At 34.7% G+C, this 26,732-nt stretch carries 26 protein-coding genes and 1 pseudogene; 22 read left to right on the plus strand and 5 right to left on the minus strand.

All coding sequences use genetic code 11. The annotated features are described in order from the left end of the window. Nucleotides 1-18 precede the first annotated feature (18 nt). The gene (locus AC1DIV_RS05015) at nt 19-726 is read left to right on the plus strand and encodes a cytochrome c biogenesis CcdA family protein (protein WP_340877002.1); all 708 of its coding nucleotides are present in this window, start codon (nt 19-21) and stop codon (nt 724-726) included. Between the two features lie 124 nt (nt 727-850). After that, the gene (gene ccsB / locus AC1DIV_RS05020) at nt 851-2,026 is read left to right on the plus strand and encodes a c-type cytochrome biogenesis protein CcsB (protein ID WP_340877001.1); all 1,176 of its coding nucleotides are present in this window, start codon (nt 851-853) and stop codon (nt 2,024-2,026) included. Nucleotides 2,027-2,212: 186 nt separating this feature from the next. On the opposite strand, the gene AC1DIV_RS05025 is transcribed toward ccsB, so the two are convergent. Further along, on the minus strand, nt 2,213-2,593 hold the full coding sequence (locus tag AC1DIV_RS05025; RefSeq protein WP_336867266.1) for an ArsR/SmtB family transcription factor: 381 nt from the start codon (nt 2,591-2,593) through the stop codon (nt 2,213-2,215). 222 nt (nt 2,594-2,815) lie between these two features. Here AC1DIV_RS05025 and AC1DIV_RS05030 point away from each other — a divergent pair, with 222 nt between their 5' ends. Together AC1DIV_RS05030 and AC1DIV_RS05035 are read left to right on the plus strand one after the other, a co-directional pair. Next, nucleotides 2,816-3,478, plus strand: coding sequence for a class I SAM-dependent methyltransferase (locus AC1DIV_RS05030; RefSeq protein ID WP_477575914.1), 663 nt, complete (start codon nt 2,816-2,818; stop codon nt 3,476-3,478). A gap of 110 nt (nt 3,479-3,588) precedes the next feature. Then, nucleotides 3,589-4,977 carry a phenylacetate--CoA ligase family protein gene (locus tag AC1DIV_RS05035; protein WP_340876998.1) on the plus strand — a complete coding sequence of 463 codons (1,389 nt, stop codon included), beginning with the start codon at nt 3,589-3,591 and terminating at the stop codon, nt 4,975-4,977. Nucleotides 4,978-5,986: 1,009 nt separating this feature from the next. Here AC1DIV_RS05035 and AC1DIV_RS05040 read toward each other — a convergent pair. Both AC1DIV_RS05040 and AC1DIV_RS05045 read right to left on the minus strand, forming a co-directional pair. Next, on the minus strand, nt 5,987-7,033 hold the full coding sequence (locus AC1DIV_RS05040; RefSeq protein ID WP_477575916.1) for a nucleotidyltransferase-like protein: 1,047 nt from the start codon (nt 7,031-7,033) through the stop codon (nt 5,987-5,989). Next, nucleotides 6,964-7,653: a Cap15 family cyclic dinucleotide receptor domain-containing protein gene (locus AC1DIV_RS05045; RefSeq protein ID WP_101222699.1), complete on the minus strand. Its 690-nt coding sequence runs from the start codon at nt 7,651-7,653 to the stop codon at nt 6,964-6,966. The genes AC1DIV_RS05040 and AC1DIV_RS05045 overlap by 70 nt, the downstream gene beginning before the upstream one ends. A gap of 438 nt (nt 7,654-8,091) precedes the next feature. Here AC1DIV_RS05045 and AC1DIV_RS05050 point away from each other — a divergent pair, with 438 nt between their 5' ends. From AC1DIV_RS05050 to AC1DIV_RS05080, 7 genes are all read left to right on the plus strand, one after another. Next, complete coding sequence (locus AC1DIV_RS05050; protein WP_340876997.1) at nt 8,092-8,637, plus strand: hypothetical protein; 546 nt, start codon at nt 8,092-8,094, stop codon at nt 8,635-8,637. 438 nt (nt 8,638-9,075) lie between these two features. Further along, a complete protein-coding gene (locus AC1DIV_RS05055) occupies nt 9,076-9,273 on the plus strand; it encodes a hypothetical protein (protein ID WP_340876996.1) in 198 nt (65 codons plus the stop codon). 220 nt (nt 9,274-9,493) lie between these two features. After that, entirely contained in the window at nt 9,494-10,633 is a 1,140-nt protein-coding gene (gene spoIIP, locus AC1DIV_RS05060; RefSeq protein WP_340876994.1) for a stage II sporulation protein P, read from the plus strand. Then, nucleotides 10,626-10,793, plus strand: a complete 168-nt coding sequence (locus AC1DIV_RS05065) for a hypothetical protein (RefSeq protein WP_336864877.1) — start codon at nt 10,626-10,628, stop codon at nt 10,791-10,793. Before spoIIP ends, AC1DIV_RS05065 begins: the two co-directional genes overlap by 8 nt. A 234-nt stretch (nt 10,794-11,027) precedes the next feature. Next, the gene (locus tag AC1DIV_RS05070) at nt 11,028-11,171 is read left to right on the plus strand and encodes a hypothetical protein (RefSeq protein WP_336864875.1); all 144 of its coding nucleotides are present in this window, start codon (nt 11,028-11,030) and stop codon (nt 11,169-11,171) included. 293 nt (nt 11,172-11,464) lie between these two features. Then, on the plus strand, nt 11,465-12,727 hold the full coding sequence (locus tag AC1DIV_RS05075; protein ID WP_477575918.1) for a D-alanyl-D-alanine carboxypeptidase family protein: 1,263 nt from the start codon (nt 11,465-11,467) through the stop codon (nt 12,725-12,727). Between the two features lie 250 nt (nt 12,728-12,977). Continuing rightward, entirely contained in the window at nt 12,978-13,283 is a 306-nt protein-coding gene (locus AC1DIV_RS05080) for an AbrB/MazE/SpoVT family DNA-binding domain-containing protein (protein ID WP_063593238.1), read from the plus strand. A gap of 157 nt (nt 13,284-13,440) precedes the next feature. On the opposite strand, the pseudogene AC1DIV_RS05085 reads toward AC1DIV_RS05080, so the two are convergent. Further along, nucleotides 13,441-14,343 (minus strand): annotated as a pseudogene (locus tag AC1DIV_RS05085) (recombinase family protein). A gap of 225 nt (nt 14,344-14,568) precedes the next feature. Here AC1DIV_RS05085 and AC1DIV_RS05090 point away from each other — a divergent pair. The 9 genes from AC1DIV_RS05090 (at nt 14,569) to lgt (ending at nt 22,892) form a co-directional block, all read left to right on the plus strand. Then, a complete protein-coding gene (locus tag AC1DIV_RS05090; RefSeq protein ID WP_336864872.1) occupies nt 14,569-16,110 on the plus strand; it encodes a multicopper oxidase family protein in 1,542 nt (513 codons plus the stop codon). Between the two features lie 592 nt (nt 16,111-16,702). Then, the gene (locus AC1DIV_RS05095; RefSeq protein WP_063593241.1) at nt 16,703-16,939 is read left to right on the plus strand and encodes an SHOCT domain-containing protein; all 237 of its coding nucleotides are present in this window, start codon (nt 16,703-16,705) and stop codon (nt 16,937-16,939) included. 227 nt (nt 16,940-17,166) lie between these two features. After that, nucleotides 17,167-17,874, plus strand: a complete 708-nt coding sequence (locus AC1DIV_RS05100) for a response regulator transcription factor (RefSeq protein WP_477575919.1) — start codon at nt 17,167-17,169, stop codon at nt 17,872-17,874. Between the two features lie 2 nt (nt 17,875-17,876). Further along, entirely contained in the window at nt 17,877-18,941 is a 1,065-nt protein-coding gene (locus tag AC1DIV_RS05105; RefSeq protein WP_336864869.1) for a sensor histidine kinase, read from the plus strand. Between the two features lie 285 nt (nt 18,942-19,226). After that, entirely contained in the window at nt 19,227-19,406 is a 180-nt protein-coding gene (locus tag AC1DIV_RS05110) for a hypothetical protein (RefSeq protein WP_340876990.1), read from the plus strand. A gap of 131 nt (nt 19,407-19,537) precedes the next feature. Beyond that, nucleotides 19,538-19,930, plus strand: a complete 393-nt coding sequence (locus AC1DIV_RS05115) for a DUF2269 domain-containing protein (RefSeq protein WP_336864866.1) — start codon at nt 19,538-19,540, stop codon at nt 19,928-19,930. 663 nt (nt 19,931-20,593) lie between these two features. After that, nucleotides 20,594-21,145 carry a TlpA family protein disulfide reductase gene (locus AC1DIV_RS05120; protein WP_336864865.1) on the plus strand — a complete coding sequence of 184 codons (552 nt, stop codon included), beginning with the start codon at nt 20,594-20,596 and terminating at the stop codon, nt 21,143-21,145. Beyond that, nucleotides 21,146-21,886, plus strand: coding sequence for a prolipoprotein diacylglyceryl transferase family protein (locus AC1DIV_RS05125; protein ID WP_336864864.1), 741 nt, complete (start codon nt 21,146-21,148; stop codon nt 21,884-21,886). Between the two features lie 193 nt (nt 21,887-22,079). Then, nucleotides 22,080-22,892 (plus strand): prolipoprotein diacylglyceryl transferase, encoded by an 813-nt coding sequence (gene lgt, locus AC1DIV_RS05130; RefSeq protein ID WP_336864862.1) that lies wholly within the window; start codon nt 22,080-22,082, stop codon nt 22,890-22,892. A 118-nt stretch (nt 22,893-23,010) separates the two neighbouring features. On the opposite strand, the gene AC1DIV_RS05135 is transcribed toward lgt, so the two are convergent. Continuing rightward, nucleotides 23,011-23,568 (minus strand): TVP38/TMEM64 family protein, encoded by a 558-nt coding sequence (locus AC1DIV_RS05135; protein ID WP_340876988.1) that lies wholly within the window; start codon nt 23,566-23,568, stop codon nt 23,011-23,013. Between the two features lie 458 nt (nt 23,569-24,026). On the opposite strand from AC1DIV_RS05135, the gene AC1DIV_RS05140 reads away from it, so the two are divergent. Together AC1DIV_RS05140 and AC1DIV_RS05145 are read left to right on the plus strand one after the other, a co-directional pair. Beyond that, nucleotides 24,027-24,827: a cupredoxin domain-containing protein gene (locus AC1DIV_RS05140; protein ID WP_336864860.1), complete on the plus strand. Its 801-nt coding sequence runs from the start codon at nt 24,027-24,029 to the stop codon at nt 24,825-24,827. A gap of 409 nt (nt 24,828-25,236) precedes the next feature. Further along, on the plus strand, nt 25,237-26,703 hold the full coding sequence (locus AC1DIV_RS05145; RefSeq protein ID WP_336864858.1) for a UDP-N-acetylmuramoyl-L-alanyl-D-glutamate--2,6-diaminopimelate ligase: 1,467 nt from the start codon (nt 25,237-25,239) through the stop codon (nt 26,701-26,703). Nucleotides 26,704-26,732: the final 29 nt, after the last annotated feature.

Below are 26,732 nucleotides of genomic sequence, written 5' to 3' on the forward strand. Positions count from 1 at the left end.
TTTTTAGGTGGGATAATCATGGAACAGCTTAATTTATTTCTTGCATTTGGTGCGGGTTTTTTATCATTTCTTTCACCTTGTTCACTTCCTTTGTATCCGGCATTTCTTTCATATATTACAGGAGTGTCTGTAAATGATTTAAAAAAAGAAAAAGGGATTTTACGAAGTAAAGCTATCATTCATACCATCCTGTTTTTAGTAGGATTTTCAATCATCTTTTTAGCGTTAGGGCTGTCCACTTCTTTTATCGGTAGATTTTTTTTGAATTATCAAGATTTACTAAGACAACTTGGAGCTATTTTGATGGTGTTTTTTGGTTTAGTCCTAACAGGGGTTTTTAAATTCAATTTCCTACTTTCTGATAAGAAAATTCATTTTCAAAAGAGACCTTCAGGTTATGTAGGATCGATTTTAATTGGGATTGGTTTTGCGGCAGGATGGACTCCTTGTACAGGTCCAATCCTTGCTGGAGTCATTGCGTTAGGTGTATCAGACCCAGGAAAAGGACTATTATACATGATTTTTTATGTCTTAGGTTTTTCCATTCCTTTTCTATTAATGTCTTTATTTATCGATAAGATGACTTTTCTAAAGAAACACAGTGCAATCTTTATGTCTATAGGAGGCATTTTGATGATTGCGATGGGAGTATTATTGTACTTTGATATGATGACTAAAATTATTGCAGTGTTAACAAGATTGTTTGGAGGATTTACAGGATTTTAAAAAGGTTTTTAGGATTTCTAGGACAACTGTATTTCAATTTTAACAAACTATATTTTCTATTATTAGCAAGTTTAGACCAATCAAACAAGCGAGAGAAGTAAAAATGAGTAAAGGAGGAAAAGATGTGGTAGCTCTTAGTAGCAATTTACTATATGCAGCATTCTTACTATATCTAATTGCAACATTTCTATTTGGAGGAGCCATTCGAGATAAGAGAAAGCAATACGAAAAGCCGAGCAAATGGGCGACAGTTGCAATAAGTGTCACAATATTAGGTTTTGTTGCACATCTTGGTTATTTTGTCACTAGATGGACAGCTTCTGGACACGCACCGGTGAGCAATATGTTTGAGTTTATAACCGCATTCTCTATGATGTTTGTAATGGGATTCATGATCCTTTACTTTTTATATAAAGTAGCCATTTTAGGTTTATTCACCTTACCAATTACATTATTAATTATTGCCTATGCAAGTATGTTCCCAACAGACATCTCTCCATTAATACCAGCATTGCAAAGCGATTGGCTTGCTATCCATGTAACAACAACGGCACTAGGTTCGGCAATTTTAGCCAGTAGTTTCATAGCAGGGGTCATTTATTTACTTCGTTCTGTTGATCAAACTAAACGCTCAAAGGGAACTTTTTGGCTTGAAATTGTCATGTACACGATTGTGGGAATACTTGCTTTTGTAGTGATTACAAGTGTTTTCAGAGGAGTGGAGTACGAAGCCGTCTACAAATGGGTTGATAAAAATGATCAAGAGGTTGAAATGACATATAATCTACCTTCGATTGTAGGTCCCCATCAAGGCGAATTACTTACAAAGGATAAAATGAAAGCCTTTGTTGAAGTACCAGCTATCATTGCAGCAGGAAAATTAAACACCGTCATTTGGTCAGCATCTACAGGTTTATTTTTATACGGGATGCTAAGACTGATTTTAAGAAAACGTATTTCTGCAGCCCTTCAGCCACTAACGAAAAATATCAAACTTGATTTGGTCGATGAAATTGGATACAGATCGGTTGCAATAGGCTTTCCAGTCTTTACTTTGGGTGCACTCATTTTTGCGATGATTTGGGCTCAAATTGCATGGACGCGTTTCTGGGGATGGGATCCTAAGGAAGTATGGGCCTTAATTACATGGTTATTTTATGCTGCGTATTTACATTTACGGTTAACAAAGGGCTGGCAGGGTGAGAAATCAGCATGGCTCGGAGTCATTGGTTTTGCGATTATTATTTTCAACTTAATTTTCGTTAACCTAATTATTGCTGGTCTACATTCATATGCATAAAAGAAAAATTATTAGCAATTATGTTTTTTTTTAAAAACAAGTTAAAAGTTAATTTGAAAAATCCAATTTTTTTTTATCCAGGCACCTGGAGGGGGATAATTTTGTAGAACCCCTCCATTTATGTAAATCGAAAGTATGTTTTTAACTGTGTTAAAAACAAAAACGTATTTGAATTTTTATTCAAATTCAACTCTCCATATGATGAAAAGAGAGTAGAACCATCGACTTAAAAATTTCATCATCAATATAGTAAAATGCTAATTTACCTTCCTTTCTATAATTAGCTACACCTGATCGTTTTAAGAACCGCAAATGATATGAAGCTGTAGCAATTGAGGACCGAATAATATTAGCCACATCACATACGCAAAGTTCCCCTTCCATAGCTAATGAAAGAATAATCTTTAATCGTGTCTCATCAGCAAGAAGTTTAAATTTTTCCGATAGATGAAGTGTGTTTTTAGAACTTAACAAATCTTGTAACTTTGCTACTTTTATAGGGTCATAACAATATATCTCACATTCATCTTCTAGAGATTCTTTCATATTTTTATCAACTAAAGACAATTCTCCCACCTCATTAAAAAATATGTGATTAGCTTATAATGAGTAAGCATTCATGTCAACATTCAGATAATTACTTGAATAATAACGTGAAGTGTTTCATATTCTCTTATGTCTTAATGCGTAAGCAAATCTAAATTATGTGTTACGTATATCAGATCTTAGCAAAAAACGTGTGAGAGTAATCAAATCATAACTTATTATGAATGAAGGGATGAATTTTTAATGGATAAAAAAAAGACAGATGAGTATATACCTGCACTAAAATACCATTGGATGACTCGATTTTATGATCCATTAATTCAATGGGGAATGCAGGAAAAAAAGTTTAAAACACATTTAGTAAAACAAGCAACTCTCCAACCAAATGAAACGATAATGGATTTAGCTTGCGGTACAGGTACACTTGCACTTTTAATACAGCAATTACAACCTGGTGTGCAAGTAATTGGGGTTGATGCTGATCCTAAAATATTATTAATTGCTAAGGAGAAAATTAAAGAAACTCAAGTTAGTAATATCACATTTGAGGAAGGGTTTTCTGATAAACTTCCCTTTTCCAATAACCTATTTCATCATATATTTACAAGTCTATTTATTCATCATTTAACTCTAGAGATAAAAAAGAAAACATTTAAAGAAGTTCTTCGGACACTCAGATCTGGTGGCCAATTTCATATTATTGATTTTGAGAAGCCACAAAATTGGTTGATGCGTGTCGCTTTTTTCCCTATACAATTTTTAGATGGGTTTGAAACAACTTCAACCCATGTTAAAGGGATTATTCCTAATCTTTTAAAAGAATCTGGATTTGTCTCAATTGAAGAAACTGGTCAATTTTCAACTATCACAGGCACACTAAGGGCATATAAAGCCTTCAAGCCATAAGCTGTTTGATTTTTATTCAGACTTCTTTCATTTTAAGTATGAATTTTTTTATCTTCATTTTACTTTAAAGGTGTGAGTAGCACTGACAATTTTAATAAAGAGAGATGGGAATGACATACATGGAGAAGATTTCACCTTTCAATGCAATTTTGGATATCTGGAAGGTTAAACGAAGCAAACCGGAAGACATTCTACCCCGGCAACAATCTCGTTTAGCCGACCTTATCAGTTTTGCAAGATCGAACTCTCGATATTACGCACAAAAATACAGGGAGTTGCCAGAGCATATCACAAGCTTACAGCAACTCCCTCCGGTCACGAAATCCGAGCTCATGACCCATTTTAATGATTGGGCGACGGACCCAGAAGTCACCATCGAAAGTGTGAAAGAATTCGTATCAGATATGTCGTTAATCGGACATCTGTATTTAGGGCGGTATATGGTTTCGACTACCTCGGGGTCGACAGGTGTGCCAGGGATTTTTATTCAAGATAAAGGTTCAGATACGGTCATGAAATCTTTAGTAGCTTTTCGAGGAATGATAAAATTGAAATGGAGTGACATGTTGAAAATTGTGGTCAAAGGTGGACGAAATGCGGCGGTATGCTCTACAGCCGGACATTTTACAGCATTCTCCACTGCTGAACGCTTGCGCTTAAAACGGCCATCAAATGGAAAAATAAAAGTTTTTTCTATCCACTCCCCCCTTTCCACACTTGTCAAAGAATTGAATGAATATCAACCGGTTGTATTGGGAGGGTATGCAACCGTGATGGAAATTCTGGCAGAAGAACATAAAGCAGGCCGGTTACATATTCAGCCTGTGGCGATCCTTTTAGGTGGAGAAAAGTTATATCCCAATATTCGTGCGAAATTAGAATCTGTTTTCCAAGCTCGCGTTCTAGATATGTATGGAAGTACGGAAGCAACAGCCATGACTTTCGAATGTGAAGAAGGTCATTTTCATGTAAATACCGATTGGATCATCTTTGAACCGGTAGATGAGTATTACCAACCTGTGCCACCAGGGAAGCAATCCCATTCGGTTCTAATTACTAATCTGGCCAACAGAATTCAGCCCCTTATTCGTTATGAATTAACCGACCGTGTCATCATGTCTCTAGAACCATGTAAATGCGGAAGACCATTCCCGGTTATACAAGTCGAAGGGCGAACCGATGACATTTTAAAATTCTCTGCCACCAACGGACAAATCGTCAATATACTGCCATTGGCTTTGAAAACCATTGTCGAGGAAATACCAGGAGTAAAGCGTTTTCAACTGATTCAAACAGCATCGGATCAGTTAACAGTACGTTTAGAAATGGACGAGGGTAATTCAAGAGATCAAGTCTGGGAAAATGTTAGAGAAGCCCTATTAGATTACTTTGCAACACAGGGGCTAATTACCATTTCAATAGAAAAATCTAATGAGTTGCCACAAAGGAACCCTAAAAGTGGCAAGTACCAGCATATTTGGATTGATTATCGTGAATAACCAAATGGTAATGTATCGGGATTTATACAAAGAATAACACGACCAGAATAGTGACTAAAAAGCCGATGATTCCTTAGCGTAGGAAAAGTCGGCTTTCTTCTTGTCGAAAATTGCTTAGCGTATATTTTCCGCGTTTTGTTGGTAGGACCCTTTTTAATAAAATAAAAAAAACTGGCTTAACAGGATTTTACATCAAAGAAGTGCGAGATTTAAAGTTTACATACTATACATGACTAATATGTGCAAACCTTTAGTTTGTATAACTTTTTTCAATTTAGGTCTTGATAAATAATGAACCATCCGGAATATCTACCTGGAAACTATTCAGGGAATTTAAAACTGACCTCATTTTTTAACTATACTATAATAATTAGAGGATAAAATGTTCAATATACGACCATTCAATTCTCTTTTTTTGTATATTAAAATGATTAAGAAGATTTAAGAAAATATGTCTACTATGTTTAATATAGGGGGCAAGTTTAATAAATGAGGGTTCAAGAAGTTTTCCTAGAGAAACAGCAAAAGATACATGCTCATAGATGGTGAGGGAGGTTAGTTCCATAAGGAAATGGATTATTTTACACTTATGAATAATTACTCTTTATTGTTATTATTTTTTTAAAGGTTCAAATTATTTTTTATTTGATATCGTTAATTCACCATTAAGGAATGTGATTTACTGTGAGAGCAATAAATTCAATTAACTTCGTTACAAAGTTATTAATTTTATTAATTTTTTTCTATTTTAATACATATATTTGTTTTTATGCAAAAGACAAAACAGAATGCATAGTTACTGCCTGTATAGGTATCTTTCTAGTGATTTTAGTGGCAACTATTGGATTTCTTCTAAATAAAAAATAATCGATGGAAAGCAGGAAAATAGAAGAAACTCGTCAAAAACAGCCTTTACTCCCGTTGAGCAAAGGCTGTTTTAGGGATAGATTCTCTCAATCCTTTCCCAATTATTAAAATTGCTGAAAGAATCTTTCAGCAACAATTTCTTTTACGCAACAATTTCTTTATTTATTGTACTTCCTGATGCTGAAAGATCATTTATGATATCCTGGGCCACCTTATCTAATTCAAATATCATTAATTCTAAATCATCGACAGTTGCCTTCTCGAATATAGTTCTTGATTTGTCAGGGACTAACAAACCAGTTCTATATGATTTATTGTCATAAACATTTTTCAAAAATGAAAGGGAGTTTGTAATAATCCTCAACGGTGATTGGCCAACTAAGTAAGAAGAATTATCCTGGTGATACATAAGCGCAGCAATATCATAACTACTGAGATTAATTTTTGCATCACCGTCAGCCTTTAATGTCTTTAATAATCTCACAACCTTTTTATAATTTGTTGCTGTTTGAAGATCTTTATCATTCAGAAGCTTATTATGATAAAAAGGTGTGTTTGCTAATCGTGCTTTATTATGATAATCCAGGATCTTGACCCCTCGATGGTATTCTTCTTTCGTTTGATTATACAAATTTGTGTTATACCAGTTTGATGGTACTACATCGACTTTTCTTCTTAAGGAGCCTCCTTGTAACCCAATTGATTTCGCACCTGAGTTATCAACGTCTGCTGCCGGAAAAGCACTTGACAGAATAGAATAACATTCCTCTCTCAGTTCACATAAATCCTTCACCGGATCTCCTGCATACGGATATGTAGGTTTTTGAGGGGCTTCCAGTGAATAGAAACCTGAATGCAGCGTTAATAAATCAATATCGCTGTGGGCCTTGATATGTGTATTATTGGTGACTGATCCCTGATATCGAAACTCAACATCAAAACCACTGTCTTTAAGTTTTGAAAGTTGATTCTTTACTCTTTCCCCTTCTGCAATTGTATTATGGGTATACTTTAAATCAACCGGATTCATTGCACCGATTACGTACTTTATAGTGGAAGACTCTTTTAGTTCTTCATAGGATTCCTTTATTACTTCATACTCACCAAATTCGGACTTAATTAACTCGCCATCTTCTTGTCTTCTTTTTTTAAGGTTATCCAACCTTTTAGAGTAGTCAAAATTCCCCATTTTTTTTCTTTCCTCCTATTCAACTTCATATCCCCATAAGATTGTCTATCTTTCATGTTATTAAAATAGCAGCCTTCAGCTGTTTTTCCATCCTCGCTAAAGGTTAAAATGCAATACCCATCATGTTTTCTTAGATCCTTATCTGAGTTAGCACTTGGATTATTTTCATAATGATATGATAACTTATATCCCATCCCTGCATAGTACTTAATTCCACCCGTGGTACTTAATGAACTAGAATCGGAATTTTTAGTTTTTAAAGTAATCAAGATTTTGTCCCATCTTTGCCTTATAGTTATAGTTCCATCCCACTTAAATTGTTTATTCAATCTAATGTTATTTGATAGTCCGGAACATTCCCATACACCATCTAAATTTGGAAAGTTAAAGATTTTCTGGAACAGAGGGACTTTCCAAACTAAGAGATTAAACAATAGATAGAGTGCGTAAAATAAAGTCACACCACTTAGAGAGATAGTAGCAACAATGGGGGCATTAAGGACTTCTTGAACCCAAGGTTGGATACGATTTGATACCAGGCTAGATAAACCCATAGATGCCATTGCAATCCCAAATAATATCTTGTGTTTAGGATGGTCAATCACAGTATACTCATGCATAAAAATCCCCATTCTTTATTGTTGTTTTAACTTAATGATTACTAATTTAATAGTACTTTATTCACAACTAAAAGACTAGTTAAAATTGTTCGTTTTTCCATTTCATAACAAATTAAACTTTTTGGGTTCACTTCACAATTTAGTGGCCTTCTTTTCTATAATAAGGTTTTGTACTAAATAATTAAGTTATTGAAAATAAGGGTCATAACTAAAGACTAATAAAGTGTCGGGTTCCGAATTAATTAACTTTAGATAGCCTTGCTACACGATATTGTAGCAGGCTGTAACCTTTTAAAATTAAATTAACTTTCTACACTTCTTTCTGATCGTACATTCATTTCGCTTTGATGAGTGTATTCCCGACTAAATTTAAGTTTTTTTATTTTTTTTTATTTAATCAGAAAATTTAAGTATACTTCTGTGAAAGGGGTGATGTTAATGAATAATTTGTTAATCAATAAAGATGATTTTATAAAAGAGATTATGATTGAGGATGTTTATATACTTAAATGGAAAATACCAAATTCTGTTCTCTTGAAAAAAAGGTTATATGGTGTAGCAAGAAAAGATATAGAAATCGATACAGTATATATGAACTTTAGTATCCGTGGTGCAGCATATACTTTTTACACTCACAGCTATGTGTTTCAAAAAGGCCTTTGGTTTGAACCTGGACTGTTGATGGGTTACCTTAAATTCAAAAAAAATATAGATAGGTCATTAGATGAAAAACACTTAGAAAGATTGAATAAATGTCCTCTTACTGGAGAGGAATATATTCCATTAAAAAACGTAACAAGAATACCTATATATCATCAAACAGACTATAAATCAGCTTTTAAACACCGTTCTAGTGCTTTTGTAGAAGAGTATTATAACAAGGAGGGAGAATACTTAGATGAAGAATTTTTCTTTTCAATATTAAGTTCGCGTGGCTTTGATATAGAAGAGGTGCGTTTGATAAACTGTAATGAACAGCAATAATGCAAAAAACTCGTCAAATCTAGACGAGTTTTTTTATTTTTATATTCTCTAGTTTTTTTACTTTTATCAAAGTATCTCTTCTCTGTTTCGTTGTAATCTTCACTCAATATAATCTATCAGTTTTAGCTAGGGTAAAGAGATTTAATCTGTGATGCCTTTATATTTAATCAGTAAATCATTAGATAAGAATCTCCATAGAATCTGCATATTTATCAATAAAGACATTTAATTAAATGAGTACCCATAAAATGATAAAAAATAAAATTAAACAGGAAAGGAAGATCTTTTTGTGAAAAAGAGGGTGAAAATAAGTCCTGTATTTTTCCTTTTAATGCTCATGTTACCTACTTTATATCTAGAATCGTCTTATTTGGATTCTTTGTATAATACTGACCCCCTTTTTATGGACAAGAAAGTGTAAATGAAAGTGAACCAGCTATGGCTGAATCTAAAGAACAAAAGGAAGAACCATTACTCTTTGAATTAGATGAAAGGCTTATTGATAAAGATGTCATTGATGGTTATCTTGTAGATACTTATCGTGAATATGAACTCTACAAAGATAAGAGTGGAAAGGTTATAAAAGTTATTCCAACATCAAACTACAATTATATTCGTTATAAAATATACAATTAATACTCTTGTAATGATTGGATAAATGACCTTAGAGTTGTCATCTGGATGTCTCGAAAGAATTCTAAGAAAATAGGACTGAGAAGGAATAAAGAGTTTATCTTTGGGGGTAGGAAGTAAGTGATGAGGCAGATATATATAATTTTTGGAAGATTTCCATTGAACAAAAATAAAAGATTCTAGATTACCCATTTATATTTAATTGGGGAAAAGGAGTGATTATATGAACAATAGAAAAAGATATATAACTACTCCCATCAGGTACATGGCAATGGTGCTTTTTGGAATGATACTAACCTTTTCATTAGTAGCTTTTCTCGTCACATCCCCATTAAATTTCACTTCCAGAACTGTAAATGGCATAATTGGCAACTCTGCTATAGATCAAGTATTAATATTGGCATTGAACAGTGAGAATCATTACTTTTATCAAAAGCAAAGTATGAATTCACCATCCCTGATGGAATTATCTTTTGAATCCATGACAAATTTTAAAATAAATGACACTCGCACATTGCTTGGCCTGGAACTACCAGGCTTATCGATCTATAACACGGAAATCGCTGTGGCGGGGAAAGGAACCAATATAACAAATTTGCCGGTTGAATCAGGGCCACCATTAGATATTTACCTTAAAGATAGAGAAATTGCCGAAGAGAATTTAAAACAACCAGAAGAGGATGGAAAACAAGAAGATGCAATAAACCCACAGGAAAAGTCTGTATATATTTATCATTCACATAGTTGGGAGGCTTTTCTCCCTTTTATAAAAGGGGCAACAACACCAAATGAAGCTGTTAGTTCTGATCAAAGGGCCAATGTCATTGCTGTTGGCGATTTATTAAGCCTTGAATTAATCAACAAAGGGATAGGGGTAGAGCACAATACAGAAAACATGGCTGCAAATTTAAAAAGTAAAAAATTGGACTACAGGAGCTCATACAATTTAACTCGTAAAGACGTTCAGGAAGCAATGGGATTTAACGATAAATTAAAAATACTGATTGATATCCATAGAGATTCACAACGTAAAGCAGTCACAACAACTACTATTCAAGGTAAAGAGTATGCAAGGCTGTTTTTCATTGTTGGAAAAGAGAATAAAAATTACGAGAAAAATTTAGAATACGCAAAAAAAATCAACAAAAAATTTGAGGGAAAATATCCTGGACTAAGTCGTGGTATTTTCATAAAAGGGAAAGACGAGGGTAATGGGATATACAACCAAGATATTTCCGATAAAGCCTTATTGATTGAATTTGGTGGAGTTGATAACAATTTAACTGAACTTTCCAATACCATTAAAGCATTTGCAGAGGTTTTTAGTGATAACTATTGGGAAGCGGAGGAAGTGAATGGATAAGATAGTGAAACGTTCCCATATTATTTTGATGTTAACATTTGCCATTACGTTATGGATGTATAATTTTTTCGGTTTATCTAGCTTTGTCATAGCCTGTTTTGGTACGGGCATGACCATAGCGACAGTAAATTTGGTTTCCGAGGAGATATCACGAAAATAAAAAAAATATGGCTTATGGAGGTAGTGAAAGGGGTATTTTTATTAGCAAATTCAAAAAGCTGAGAAATCTTACTATATATAAAATCTTCGGAATCACAAAATTATATTCCTTAATATTCCCTTACTAGAATAATCTTCAGTTAGTACCATATCCATAATTTCTACACATGTTCATGACAAGATATTTACTTAATTATCCGAGGAGGGATACTGTGTTTAAAAGTTAAGGGTAACATTGAGCTTATCCATTATTTTAGCGACATTTCTTGCATTGGGGGCTTGTTCAAATAATGACGAAGAGAAGAACGGCAAGGGCGAGAAGGTAGAAGATATGAATAATATGGATCATGAAAATATGGATATGGATAAAGATAAATAGAAATTAAACATTGAGGGTTGAAGGTAAGTATTCAATTTCCAAAACTATAAAAGCGTGAAGAGACAGTCCATTTTATTAGACTTATCTTCATGCTTTTTTTTGTATCCTTTTGGAGAAATACTAAAAAAATGTGTGAATGGATTTCATATCTAAATTCTTTCATTTTATATTACAATACACAAACTATTGTTAATACTATATTACAAAAGTTAGTTCTCCATAATTTCTTCATATTTTTGCTCTAACATAAACGGTGATGTAGCTTGCTAAATAAATAAGGAGTAGAAATTTTTATGATTATAAAGGACGCAATAAGAGAAGTAGGTATACATTCTGATAAGAAAACAGTGCCTCTCATTGACAATAGATTACGTAGAGTTATGAAGAAAATATTGGTTTTTTGCTTGATTACCATAACATTGAATATCCCTTTTTATTCTAAGGTACTAGCAGCGGATTTTAAAAATTCACCTTATGTTAATAGTGAAGCGGTTATTTTAATGGAAGAAAAAACGGGACGAGTCCTTTATGAAAAGAATGCGGACTTGAACATGTACCCGGCGAGCCTAACCAAGGTGGCAACGGCCATCTATGCAATAGAAAAGGGGAATCTAAACGATATCGTTTCGGTTAGTAAAAATGCTAGGAACGTGGATGGAACAAGGGTTTATTTAGAAGAAGGTGAAAAGGTGCCATTGAAAAAACTGGTACAGGGTTTACTTATTAACTCTGGAAATGATGCAGGTGTGGCCATTGCAGAGCACATGGATAGTTCAGAAAAGGCATTTGCAACAACCTTGAACAAATATGTGTGGGGAATTGGACTACAAGATACTAACTTTGAAAATCCACACGGTTTATTTAATCCCAAACATACAACCACTGCACGTGATCTAGCAAAGATTACACAATATGCCATGAAAAATGAAGAATTTCGTGAAATCTTTGGAACGAAAGAGCTGAAGTGGGAAGGAGTGGCTTGGGAAACCACTCTTTTTAACCACCATAAATTAATGAGAGAACGACCATATGAAGGGGTAACAGGAGGTAAGACTGGCTACGTCGACCAGTCTGGCCAAACTTTAATTACAACAGCCACGAGAGAAGGGATGTCGGTAATTGCTGTAATATTGAAAGGGCAGACACAAGCTGTGTCCTATAACGATACAATTGAGCTTTTAGACTATGCCTTTACAGGTTTTAAAGTTATCGATATCCCTAAGGGAAAAGAATTTAAGACTAATAACAATACGTTCGTTACTGAGGCTAATAAATCCTTTCCTATATCAAAAAATGAAAAAGTCAGAGAAGACATAACGGGTGCTGGGGTTCTTGAAATCAGGAATCAAGACCAGGCTCTTATTGCTTCCTTTCAGTTAAATAAGGCAAAAAAGCCTGAAACGATTGAAGGCCGGCAAAAAGAAAAACAAGATGAAGGTTTAAACCCAAAAAAATATTCTTATTATCATATTGTTTCTTTACTTTTAGGTATTTCAATACTTTGCTTCTTCTTCAGATTTAGAAGAAACAAAAAGCGTTTCAAAAAATACTGTTAGAATTTTATTCCCTGTGGTTAATCCAATAAATTCTTTGTATCGAATAAAGAAAGAGTCGAATTAGATGAAAGTTGTTTATGTGTACTTATTTAACAATCTCCACAATTTCTCCACATTTTTTTTTATAATAACTCGATAAAGGTCAGAGAATTTATTCGAAGAACAGTTTACTACAGCCTTGTGAGGGTTCTTTTCGCTGATATAGAGTTAACACCTTAAATATTTTCTCATTTCAATTAGGGGACTGATAGTGTTGAGTAATAATGTTATAATCAAAGACATTTTAAAAATTAATTTAAACGGACAATTATATATTCCAAAAGCTATTCGTAATTTCCTGCCATTTAAGGAAGGGGAAATGGTTTCTGTATATCAAAAAGGCAGCGACATAATTATTGAAAAGAGTCTGAAAGAAAATATTTATAATAATTGTGTCTTTCACTTTGGTGGAATTACGATCCCTGCTGAAATCAGGAAACTACAGAAGATAGACCACAAAAGCTTACTTGCGATGGAACTTTCAATTGGTGGGGAAAAGCTAATACTCCGAAAATGAGTGCGTAATCGTTCTCACTATTTCCTATAAGGCCTAGTGACAGGGTAGCTGCTCTAGTCTGCAGGATTACTTCCATCCAATAAAAGTAATTTAATTGTTAAATAAGGTAATAAAAAAGAAATGACAATAGGAAAAAACAAAAATAAACGCATTGAAATTACCCTGTGAGTCCTAATTCATCGCAATAAACGTCTGCTTCAATAAAACAATTTCTCATATCTGCCTCACTATCCAATTCACCGAGAATATTATACACTGTCTTTTCTAACGCATCGACAGTTGTGTAGGGGACGTATATTATATACTCGTTAGCTATGATCTCCATTTTGTAATATCTTTTAGGAACTGTTCGATACTTTCTCTTACTTTCCCTTTGCCACGTACAAATTTATTGTTATTTTCTATTCGCAGCCCCATTCTTATTTTTGCAGTGTTTTCTAGATCAATTTGAGCTGGTTTCTCTTTGCCTTTCCGTGTTGTTCGTATGAAACGATACAATGTTGCTTGACTTATCTCGGGAATTTCCACAATCTGCTAATGCTGTATTCCTTAAAGTGATATAGATTTAGAGCTTTATTTATCTGTTTTTCTTTCACTTTTGGACGGCCGCCATTTCTTCCTCTGGCTCTTGCACTCTCTAAACCCTATTTTGTTCGTTGAGCAATTAGATCTCTTTCGAATTGGCTGAATGCTTGAAATACAGTAAGCATAAGTTTACCTTGTGGTGTATTCGTATCAAAATTCTCTTTTATGCTAATCAATTTAACATTTTTACTTTCAAAGTACTCAACTAACTCTATCAAATCTTTTGTACTTCGACCTAATCTCGGAAAACTCTCTACAACGATTGAATCTCCGGGTCTAACTTTATCCTTTAATCGAATAAGTTCGGGTCTATTCGTTTTTGTACCTGACATTTTCTCTGTTAGTATTTCGGTGCAGTTGTATTTGCTCAACAAATCTAATTGCACAATCAAATCTGTTGCTTGGTACTAACTCTTGCATATCCATAAGTGTAATGTATTGTACTCCCACCTTTTGATAGTACCAACCTTATCATTAAAAGGTGTTATTGTTAATTTGTTTTTGATAATAGTTTTGATAACGAATGGACAAGGATTTTACGATCAAAAAATTTAGAAAGTTACGTTTATCAAATGAATTCTACAGATTTTTCATCAACAATTCTCCAAATTTATAAAATTAATTTACTTTTATTAATTCCATAATTTCTGCATATTTTTTTGTTACAGTCTTTTTATAATAAACAGAGGGAGGAAGTAAGATGAAATCGAAATTATGGATTTTTACATTATTAGTAAGTGCAGCCATCATTGGCGGCTGTAGTGCGAGTGGTTCTGATTCTGATGGAAATTCAATGGACAATTCCAATATGACCGAAGAAGAAATGGCAGATATGGAAGGCATGGATCATTCCAACATGACTGAAAAAGATATGGCTAATATGGAAGGTATGGATATGGAAAATGGCGATGCAGGCCATACAAATCAATTAGCATTAAATAACTCTACTGGAGAAAATGAACTTGCAATTCCGCCATTAGTTGAACCAAAGGATGGAATTGTTGATATTACTGCTCAACAAGGAACAACTGAAATATTTAAAGGAGTTCAAACAGAAACTTTAGGATATAATGGTTCATTCTTAGGACCGGTTATTCGTATAAATCAAGGTGAAAAAGTAACATTTAGAACAGGGAATGAGATGTCGGAACCAACAACGTTTCACTGGCATGGAGTCGAGATACCTGGAGAAGGCGATGGTGGACCACATCAAGTAATACAACCTGGTGAAGCTAAAGATGTTGAATTTACAGTAAATCAAGGTGCTGCGACATTATGGTTCCATCCACATCCAGTAGGTGCCACTGCAGAACAAGTATATAAAGGTTTAGCAGGTTTCATTTATGTAGAAGATGAAAATTCTAAAAAACTTAGGTTACCCGATGAATATGGGGAAAACGATTTTCCAGTAGTATTCCAAGATAGACAATTTACTGAGGAAAAACAATTCGATTACCAAGCTGTTCTTAATGAAGATGGTACAATTGGAGATACATTATTAATTAATGGTACGTTGAATCCAAAACTTACCGTTGGGAAAGAAAAAGTTCGTTTACGTTTATTAAACGGCTCAAATGCGCGTAACTATACTTTTAAATTAAATACAGGAGATTCATTCAAACAAATTGCAACGGATGGTGGTTTGGTGAATGAAGCAAATGAGATGAATGAAATTACATTAACTCCAGGTGAAAGAGCAGAAATTATTGTAGATTTTTCAAAATATAATGCAGAAAGTGACATTGCTCTTGTAAATGAAGAGGATACAATTTTATTACCATTCAAAATCGAAGGACAAAAAACAAACTCAATTGAGATTCCGGAAACATTAAATGATTATATAGTTACAGAAGAGGAAAAAAATCTACCTGTTACGAAAAAACTGGAGCTATTCGGTATGGGAAAAATGGTATATATTAATGGAAAACAATTTGATATGAACCGTATTGATTTCACGCAAAAACAAGGTGAAACAGAAATTTGGGAAATATATAACAAGCCTGATAAGATGGGTGGTATGACTCATCCATTCCATATTCATGGTACACAATTTAAAATTGTTTCAATCGATGGAAAAGAACCACCAATAAGTCAGCAAGGATGGAAGGATTCCATTGGAGTTGAAGCTGGAAAAACAGTAAAATTGGCAGTGAAATTCAATAATAAAGGTGTCTATATGTTCCACTGTCATATTCTTGAACATGAAGAAAATGGTATGATGGGTCAAGTTGAAGTTATTTAATTAAGCAAACCCCTCTAATTAAATATAGATTAATCTCCAAGTTGAATTGAGTTGATCATTCGAGTTGTAGATTTTTTATAAATGATAAGCTTATCTTTAACTGATATGAACTAAACTGTCAACCCACCACACCCAAATGGTTTTAAATGGGGTTTCATTCAGAAATGGATACAATCCTAAAAGTTGAAAAGGAAAACCTCAAAGACTTGGCACGAAGGCAAAAATGCTGACGGTGGTATGCAAACTGATATGCGTGGGTTGGCTACCACATTTCTTTCCATCCGTCACGGAGCTGCCTCGGACTAACGGCGACGCACGTTCAGTTCTTCGAACCTAGTGCATAGTTGAAGATGAGGGTTCTTCTTACCTCGATTTTGCCTCCGAGCCAAATCTTCAATTCTTCAAATACAAAATTACAAAAAATATAACAAAGTCATGAATTATATATTAAGAAGAACCCTACAGCCATCAGAAAGAATGCCTAATAAATAGGGAATTCATGTAATAAGGGAACCGTGTTCTAAACAAAATTGGTTGCAAACCTTCCTAATTTATAGGCGGGCTTAAATAACCTAAATAGGAGTTGAGGACAATGATGGATGGAATGATGGGTGGTACTTCTATGATGGGAATGTGCATGATGATGTTCGTTGGATTCCTTCTTTTGATCCTGATCAATGCAGTGATCGTTTACTTAGTTGTTCGCTCCTTGATGAGAAATAGCAAAGTGACAGATCATCCACTCAAGTTATTAAAAGAGCGTTATGCCAAGGGTGAAATTAATGAAGAAGAGTATGAACAGAGACGGAAGGTATTAAATAAAAAGTAGATATCCTACAGCCTAAGAGATAACATAAGGTATTAAAAATAAAGCTTTTCCTTTAGTGTTTTTTTATATAGATACACTGATTTCTACCAAAAGAGTTAGGGATTTCCTAACTCTTTCTCTTTTTTTTAGAATCTCTTTATGAAATAACTAAACAAAGGGAATTTTATACTGAAATGTTTTTACTACTAAAAATGAAAATAATGAAAAAAGAATAGGGTTGGTGAAAAATGGAGAAAACCGTTTTGGTTGCTGATGATGATCGGGATATCGTAATGCTAATCACAGAAAGCTTAAAATTTGAACAATTTATAGCGATACCGGCATATAGCGGAAGAGAAGCCTTATCTATTTTGAGAGAAAACAAGATTGATTTTGTTGTTCTTGATATCATGATGCCGGAAATAGACGGGTTAGAAGTTTGTAGGAATATCAGAAGTGAATACAACATCCCCATTCTGTTACTAAGCGCTCGCAACAGGGATATGGATAAGATTATCGGATTGGAAATAGGAGCTGATGATTATATGACTAAGCCGTTTAGCATACAAGAGCTTACGTCGCGAATTAAAGCTCATTTCAGAAAGGTGGATCGCTTGTATAAGGAATGGAATAGTCTCACTCAAGATAAGGATATGAATACTCAAGCTTATAGTTCGTCGCTTGTTTTGAATGAAAAGACGTTCGTCGCTTCTTTAAATAATCAACAGCTGGACCTGTCGACAAAGGAATTCCAGATTTTATCCTTTCTGAAGAACCACCCTAATAACGTATTAACCCGCGAACAAATTTATGAGAACGTATGGGGAGACGACTACGGAGAATTAAACACCGTTACGGTGCACATCAAGAATATCCGGAAAAAGCTCGGCGCGAAGTACGATTTTATAAAAACTATCTGGGGTGTCGGATACAAATATGTTGAAGGGAACGAGTGAACATGAAGCTGAAAATCAAGATTCCTTTACTGTTTCTGCTGCTTTTTGTGCTGATCAACATTATTATTATTTTATATTTGATATCTTTAGTAGAAGTAACAGATGAAGGGCAAATGCATATGTGGCTAAGAAATGTATTTAGTCCGATTCATCTACAAATGCTTCTGTTTCTATGTATGTTAACCGGATTAATATTTGTTGTTTTAACCGTTTATCTTCATTTCAACATTACCAAACCGATACAGATCCTTAATTCAAGGCTATCAAAAGTAACTATCGGTCATTCTCGCACCTCTCTGCAATCAAGAAGGAACGATGAAATCGGAGAACTGTACAATCATTTTAATGAGATGGAAGAAAGGCTTTATCAGGCACATAAAGAACAGGTCAATATGATTGATGCCATCGCCCACGATTTAAAGACTCCGCTCACGACAATTAGCGGATTTATGGAATTGCTCACGATCCAGAAACATATTTCAGAAAGAGAAAAGCAGGAATACTATAAGCTTATTATCCAGAAATCAAAGCACATGGTGGGATTGATTGACGCTTTCTCTGTTTTTTCGAGGGATGAGTTTACACTTGAAACTATTGATATGAAACAGGTGGAGGTACATAGTCTTTTTGAAAACATCGCTGATGAATATGAAACTGAATTATCGGGGCTTGATTATAAACTGAAATGGGACCATTCCTTCAAACCGAACCAGCTTATAATGGTTAATGAACATATGATACGGCGAGTGTATGGGAATCTTTTCAGTAACGCTTTAAGATACGGTGAAAAGAATGATCTAAATGTCTATATGAGCGGGTATACGCGGAGAGACTATGCATATTTTCAAATTGAGGATGATGGCGTGGGAGTGCCGGATCAGCAGATGTCTTCTCTGTTCCATAAATTTTTTACGGTCGATAAGTCCAGACAAATGGATAATGGTGGTAGTGGGCTAGGCCTAGCCAGTTGTAAATCGATAATTGAACATCATGGTGGAGAAATTAGTGCTTTTCATTCAAATTATGGAGGATTGGGAATTCGGTTTAGCCTTCCACTTGTAGCATAACTATTTGTGATAAAAACTTTCAGTTGAAACTGAAGGTTTTTTTACTTGCCACTTTATAATTTTTTAGATTTGCTTTATAACTTTTTATTTTCATTTTATTAGTGTTTTATTTTGCCCGTTTACAATATGTTTAACGGTATGCATATAAAGCAATTTGGGATATTTCATAAATAGATCAAGTAAAAAGAGGAGGATTTTTTAATGAATAAATTACCAAACTCCAACCGTAACGGCAATGACACCGGCACTGAGGATCGACCACCTAGGACACCACGCTGGGTGAGGGTGTCTGGAACTATTGCAATCGTCCTTGTCCTGCTAATTGTCATCCTGAAAATCACCGGCTTCGGTGGTAACCATGGTCCTGGTCGCCACATACCTGGGGGGGAGCCGGCTGAACAGATAGAGAGAGATGCGTCTGGTGGTGACGCACCTGAACATACACCTACTGGAGGTGGCCATTGATGATCATGACACCCCTCCTACGCAAGTTCGCGCTTACCGCACATATCTCAGCTTCAGTAGGCTGGATAGGTGCAGTCGTATCCTACCTTGCGCTCGCCGTAGTCACTCAGACAAGTAAGGATGTTCAGCTGGTGCGTTCCGCCTATATAGCGTTGGAACCGATTACGGGGTACGCCCTCGTTCCGTTAGCTTTCGCCTCTCTACTTACTGGGCTTATCATGTCACTAGGCACCCCGTGGGGATTGTTCCGGCACTATTGGGTCATTTTCAAACTTATGCTTACCGTTTTGGCTACAATCATTTTGCTGGGATTCACACAGTCAATTAGCGGCATGGTCGGCGTAGCAGCGGATCCGAAAACCTCTTTGACAGTTCTTCGCGCAATGGGGGCAGGCATGAACCATGCCGTTGGTGCTCTAGTGGTGTTGCTCGTGATTACGACACTGTCGGTGTACAAGCCTCGAGGCATAACAAGGTACGGGTGGCGTAAGCAGCAGGAGAAACGTAATGTTCTACAACCGTAGGTGCAGCATCTCCTGCTCGACGTGACCAATATACCTTATTATCCAATTTGTGTGTTAACAAATTATTCGGAAAAAAGCCGCATTTCATTAGAAATACGGCTTTTTATTTTAGCCTAACTCTATTCAGATAAGCAGGTTATCCGAGACTAATACAATTACCTGAAGGAAAAGAATAATCAGCTTGCTCAATCTTTTTAACCTTAAATATTCTCGATTGTAGAGGAACAACAAATGTTTTACGTTCTTAGCTTTATAAATTGTTAAAATAAAAAATCATGAAAAATAGAGGAAGTAGAATTTCAAGTAATTAGGGGATGTAAAAGTGCTTTTTTGGAATTTTCCATAAAATAATGATTTACTCACACAGGTAATTAAGGCTTACTTTAGTTTTTTTCATAAATTCTGCAAATTTAACGTGTAAAATAACCTCAAGAATTAATAATAAGAAATGGAGGATGTAGGATGGGGTGCTGCAGCAAACGAAAAACCAGGAAAAAGGAAAGGATTTCACCTGTGTTTTTTTTATTATATGGTCCGTATTTATTATTTTGATAGCCTACTTTACTAATGTAATTTAGAATGTTTCGGACACTGTCAAGGAGAGTCCAAAATGGACAATAAAAAAATTCAGTTTTTTTAGCTATGAGATTTGGAGGGAGTATTGTGAAGAAATTACTAAGCGGTATATTATTATTTGCTTTATTATGGACTTTTGTTACTACAATTAATAAGGAAAATAGCCTAAACACTTCCGCAGAAAATTTAAATAAAATGGAAGAGGCTCCCCAAGTAAATTTTAAGAGACCTAGTTTTACACTAAAGGCGTTAGATGGAAAAAAATACTCTACGTCTGATGTATCAAAACCTTTAGTGATTAATTTTTGGGCCTCATGGTGTGGCCCATGTAAAATAGAAGCGCCGGAGTTAGTAAAATTAAACGAAAGATACGGGGAAAAGGTACAAATTTATGCTGTAAACATCACATCAGGTGACTCTATAGATGGTGCTCGATCTTTTGCTGAAACCTATGGATTTAAATTTCCAGTCTTACTTGATGTTGATGATGCCGTGTCTAAAAAGTATCATATCCAAGCTATTCCAACTACCTTTTTTATCAATAAAGATGGAATTATTGTTGATCAAATTATGGGTTTTGCTGGAGAAAAAATATTTGAAGAAAAATTTCAAAGATTAGTCGAAAATGAGGTTAATTAAATGGATGACGTCATAAATGTAGGGCCCTTTCTATTACAATATAAACTGCTTATAATCATCATTAGCGGAATAGCCGGTTATCTTATATTAGACTTTCGATTTAGGTACATAAAAAATCCCTTTAGGAAACAAGTGACAGACATATTTTCTGGGGCAGCATTTTTACTTTTATTCACTTGGAAATTTGGTCCTGTTCTTTTCCAACTAACAGAATTATTTCAAAATCCCTCTCTTATTTTGTATACAAATGGCAACGATAAGTCATTTATATTAGGTGGTATATTAACAATTCTGTACTTATACATCAAGTCGAGAAAAATGATGATTGCATTAATGGAGCTTTTTGATTATTTATTTATCGGTATTCTATCCTCTTTATTTCTATACAATCTTTTCAATCCCATCTATGGATACTCAACGAATCTTCCTTGGGGGTTATCTATGGCTGATTCATCCATTAAATATCATCCCATACATCTGTATTTCGCAATTGTATTTGGGATATTCTTATTTATTGCTTTTAAAACGGATCTTAAAAAAAGTCATGGGGAGCTTTCTAGGAAAACGGCCATTATTCTTGGGGCTTGTGGAATGTTTTTTTCTTTCCTTTCTCCTCAAGAAATTATAAGTTTACAATTATCCTTATTGCAATGGATATCCATACTATTAATAATCGTAGGTATTGTTAATAAGACAGAAAAAGAAATAGTACGTACAATCTCAGTGGATAAAGCACCCTGAAAAAATAAACTTGAATACTATTCGTTTAGTTTATGCTTATCTAACTTTATCATTTACCAATGACCCTTATGTCTTTATAAGGGTTTTTTGTTTGTAAAACGAACTGGGGAAATTAATAAACTTCATAAATTCTGCAAACTTATTCTGTATACTAATCAAATAAAAAAATCAAAATACAGGGGGACGAAATACATTGGAAAACGAAAAACTGCCTCTCGACCCAATAGCATTAAGTTTGGGACCTATAGAGATTCACTGGTATGGATTAATCATCGCGGCAGCAGTTTTAATTGGCTTGTTGCTGGCAATGAAAGAATCTGAAAAAAGAGGACTTAATAAGGAAATATTTATGGACTTAATTCTTTACGCGGTTCCTATATCCATCGTTTCCGCTCGAATCTATTATGTACTGTTTGAATGGTCTTATTATTCAAAGTATCCAGAACAGATTATTCAAGTATGGAACGGTGGCATTGCTATTCACGGAGCCCTAATTGGGGCGTTCGTAACAGCATACTTTTTTTCAAGGGTTAAAAAGGTTTCTTTTTGGAAGATTGCTGATATAGCTGCACCTAGTCTTATCCTTAGCCAGGCGATCGGTCGATGGGGAAATTTTATGAATCAAGAGGCATTCGGAGAGAATGTAAGCAGGGGCTTCTTAGAGAACCTAATGCTTCCCGATTTTATCATTAATCAAATGTATATAAATGGTGTTTATCATCATCCCACCTTTTTATATGAGTCACTATGGAATGTAGCAGGGTTTCTATTCTTACTTTTATTAAGAAGAACCCATATCCGTCATGGGGAAATGTTTTTGTCTTATCTAATTTGGTATTCATTTGGAAGGTTTTTTATAGAAGGAATGCGTACAGACTCGCTTATGCTATTTGATGTAATCAGAATGGCTCAACTCATGTCCCTTGTACTAATTTTAGGTTCCATTATCATTATGATAATTCGAAGGAGAAAGGGCCTAGCCGCAAAAGAATACCTGGATTCTTGAAGAGATGAATTGAATTTGCCTTGTCAAAGGGTCATATTTTTAAGCGAATTTTTGATAAGTGCATGTGAAGAGGCAGGATTTACGAATCTGCCTCTTTTTTGAATAGAAAAACAAAAACTTAAACGTCGGTACGCTTCCTTTTTATCAACCAATTAATCATCAATATCATCAATGAAACAATAAATAAGGCAATTTTCCCTTCAGCTTCCCAGGATAACACTTCTTTAACGGAGTATCCTTCAATTAGCATTGCTGGAATTTTTCCTATAGCACTAGCTAATGTAAAGTGAAGTGTGCTGATTTTACTTAGGGCTGCTCCGAGATTGATCAATCCGGATGGTATAAATGGAAAAAGCCGAAGAGCTACAATTAATATAGCTGCCTCTTTCCCTTTTGAACGCATGAGTTTATTTAGATATTTTGAATTTGAAGGAACATGATGTTTCACATATTTAAACCCTTTTCTATATAAGAGAAAGCTCATGCCAGCACCCAAGCACTCTCCAATATAGGAAATGAAAATCCCTGTTTCAAATCCATAAAAAGTAATATTACTAGCTGTTAAAAAAAAACTGGGTATTACTCCGAATATACTTATAACAATATTAATGAGAATGCTCAAAAAAATTGAAAATATTCCCCACTGTGAAAACCAATTTAAAACTAATTCTTCCATCCTTGTACCATTCCTAGTCATATTACATTTTATAATCCGACCAATTAATCAAGACTTTCCTTTCCACATGTGTACAGTACAGAGACCAGCTGAAAGCATTTATTGAATTCTTCATTTATTTTGTCTTTAGGATTATTGAATAAACCCATCCCATGTACTTTAATTAGAACCTTAAAAAGAAATCATAAGAAATAAATGTGAAGAAAGTTTGCAGACTTTATCAAGATTCTAAGGACTTTTACATTTACTACATTATCCTAGCTATATCTGTCTTTTATAAGTATTTTTTATGGTTGTTTTCAATAGATATGTACAAACATACTTTTTAGGGAGGAATCCTCTTGTCTCATTCCCTGCTTTGGATATTAATTGTTTCAGTTGGATTGTTGGTAGGCATCTTCATATTGTGTGCTGTTTTGTACAAACAGATTAGACTCATGTCGGGTATGATGGTCTCTATGGCTACAGGAATGGTTAGTGGAATCGTTGGTGGTACCATCATTGCCATATACCAATCAGGAGATCTATTTCAATCGACGGTATGGGGAATACTTGTTGGAATAATTATTGGATTTATAACGGGTATGCCTTTTGGAATTTTAGCGGTAACTGATGGTGTATTGTCGGGTCTTATGGGAGGAATGATGGGAGCCATGCTGGGGGAAATGATCCCCTCTGAAAATATTGAACAGCTATTAAAGATATTATTTATTCTCTTTATGGGTGTTCATCTACTTATGATTTATCACCTTTTGTCTGAAATAAGAGAAAAACAAACCAACATTGTGGTCAAGCTAATGAAAAATCCTTTATTTTCTGGAGGATTTTTGCTCTTCTCGATTTATTTATTAAACTTTACAGGGCCAATTATGGCAAAGGACATCGGAAACGAGCAGCATCAACACAACCAGGAAACTGCACCAAAAGAAAACATAAGTAACTCCTTAGCCTTAGAGGTCAAGGCTCTCGATTTTAGTTATGAGCCTCGAAATATATCCATTAACCGAGGGAAAGAGTATGAAATTACTTTAAAAAATGATGGGAATGACGAGCATGATATAAATATAGTAAGCCGTGATGAGTTTTATAAAAAAAATACAGAAGATTTTCATGGTGAGGGAAGCTTTCATCTACATGCAAAAGCAGGAGAGTCGGCATCGGCTAAAATAGGTTCTCTACCTGCGGGAAACTATATATTTTATTGTACACTTCCCGGACATAAGGAAGCGGGGATGGTTGGGGAAATTACTGTAATGTAACTATAAACTTAAGGATGTTACCTGTTAGATTGTACTTGGTGCATGTATTTCCATTTATAATGTTATAACAGTATGGGCAAAATAGGGATGATTTTATAAAGGGGAATTTTCCTATAATGTTTAATCGGGACATAAAAGCAACATAAAAGCAGGATAAAAAGGTTGATGAAATGATATGTAAGTAAATTCTTCTTTGAGGATTAAAGTATATATATCATTTTATTTATACATCCTTTTGTAAAAAAGGAGAGGACTAAAGAGTACTAGGATAAATTTGCCCGTGAAAATTACTGTGGTACTTCCTTTAATAATATTAAGATTTTATTTCAATAATGATTCTCCATAATTTCTACATATTTAAAAACTAAGATAAGGGGGATTATTTGAAAATAAGGAGTCAAACCAACCTATGATGTTAAAAAAATTGATAGAAGATGCCGGTATCGAGAATTTAACAGGAATGAATGTTGCAGATATATCGATTTTAGGTGTTACGGATAACTCGAGAGATATCCAAAAGGGATATCTCTTTGTGGCTGTGAGTGGGTATAGTGTCGACGGTCATAATTATATACAGGATGCCGTGCGACTTGGTGCTTCAGCTGTGATAGGAGAGCTCGATATAGGTAACTTGGAGGTTCCTTACCTACAAGTGAATAACAGCCGAAAAGCATTAGGCAAGATTGCAAAGCAATTTTATGTAGATCCAAGTAAACAAAAAATCATGATTGGAATTACCGGAACCAACGGAAAAACAACGACAAGCTATATGCTGCATCAAATTATTAAAGAAAGTGGGATGTCGTGCTCCCTCATAGGGACGATTCAACATATTATTAATGGAAAAACAATTGATTCTCATAATACCACACCAAGTGCGCTTGAACTTTATTCCTTACTCGCTTCCAGCGAGGACAAGATAGTCATAATGGAAGTGTCCTCACATGCATTGGTTCAATATCGTTTAGAGGGAATTGAATTTGATTATGGTATTTTCACCAACCTCTATCATGACCACCTCGATTATCATGGAACCATGGAAAATTATTTTCAGGCAAAGGCCCTCCTATTTGAAAAATTAAAGCCGAATGGAATGGCTATCCTTAATGGAGATAATTTTTGGGGAGAAAAGCTGCATGAGTACCTGAAAAAACGGAAAGTGAATACGTGTGTCATTGGCGAATCCAAGTTCTGTGATCTATCAATCCATGATTATGATACGGCAACTAAGGCTTTTGTTTTACTGAATGATGGGGGCGAGATCGTACGAATTATTTTGCCAATGCCTGGAATGCATAATTTATATAATGCAGCAGTAGCATACGCAGTTGCTCGGAAGCTGAAAATTGGAAAAGAGGATATTCTACTAGCTCTTAAGAAGTTTCCTGGTGTTCCAGGAAGATTTGAAGTGTATAAGGACGAATATGGCCCAACTATTGTTATTGATTATGCCCATACTGCAGACGCGATTTTTTACTGTCTGCAAACCGCTAAGGAATTAGGTGTCGAGCGGATTTTTCATATATTTGGCTTTAGAGGTGGCCGTGACAAAAACAAGAGAGCTGAAATGGTCAAGGTTTCTTCAGAACTAAGCGATGTATCAATCTTAACTATGGATGATTTAAATACAGAGGACTATCTCGATATGAAAGCTACTTTAATCGATCTATATCACAAATATATTGCAGAGAATGGTCTGGTAATTCCAGATAGAACATTGGCGATACAGACTGTCTTAAAGATGGCTAAAAAAGGTGATTGGGTAATCGTTACGGGAAAAGGGCATGAGAGTTATAAACAAGATTTTTCATTGCCAGTGACTTCCGATAAAGAAACAATCTTATATTTACTAGATAAAAAGCATGGGACTATTTAGTGGGTGGACTCAATTAGTATTAATGGAGG

The organism is Peribacillus sp. 05N428 (genome assembly GCF_056397085.1).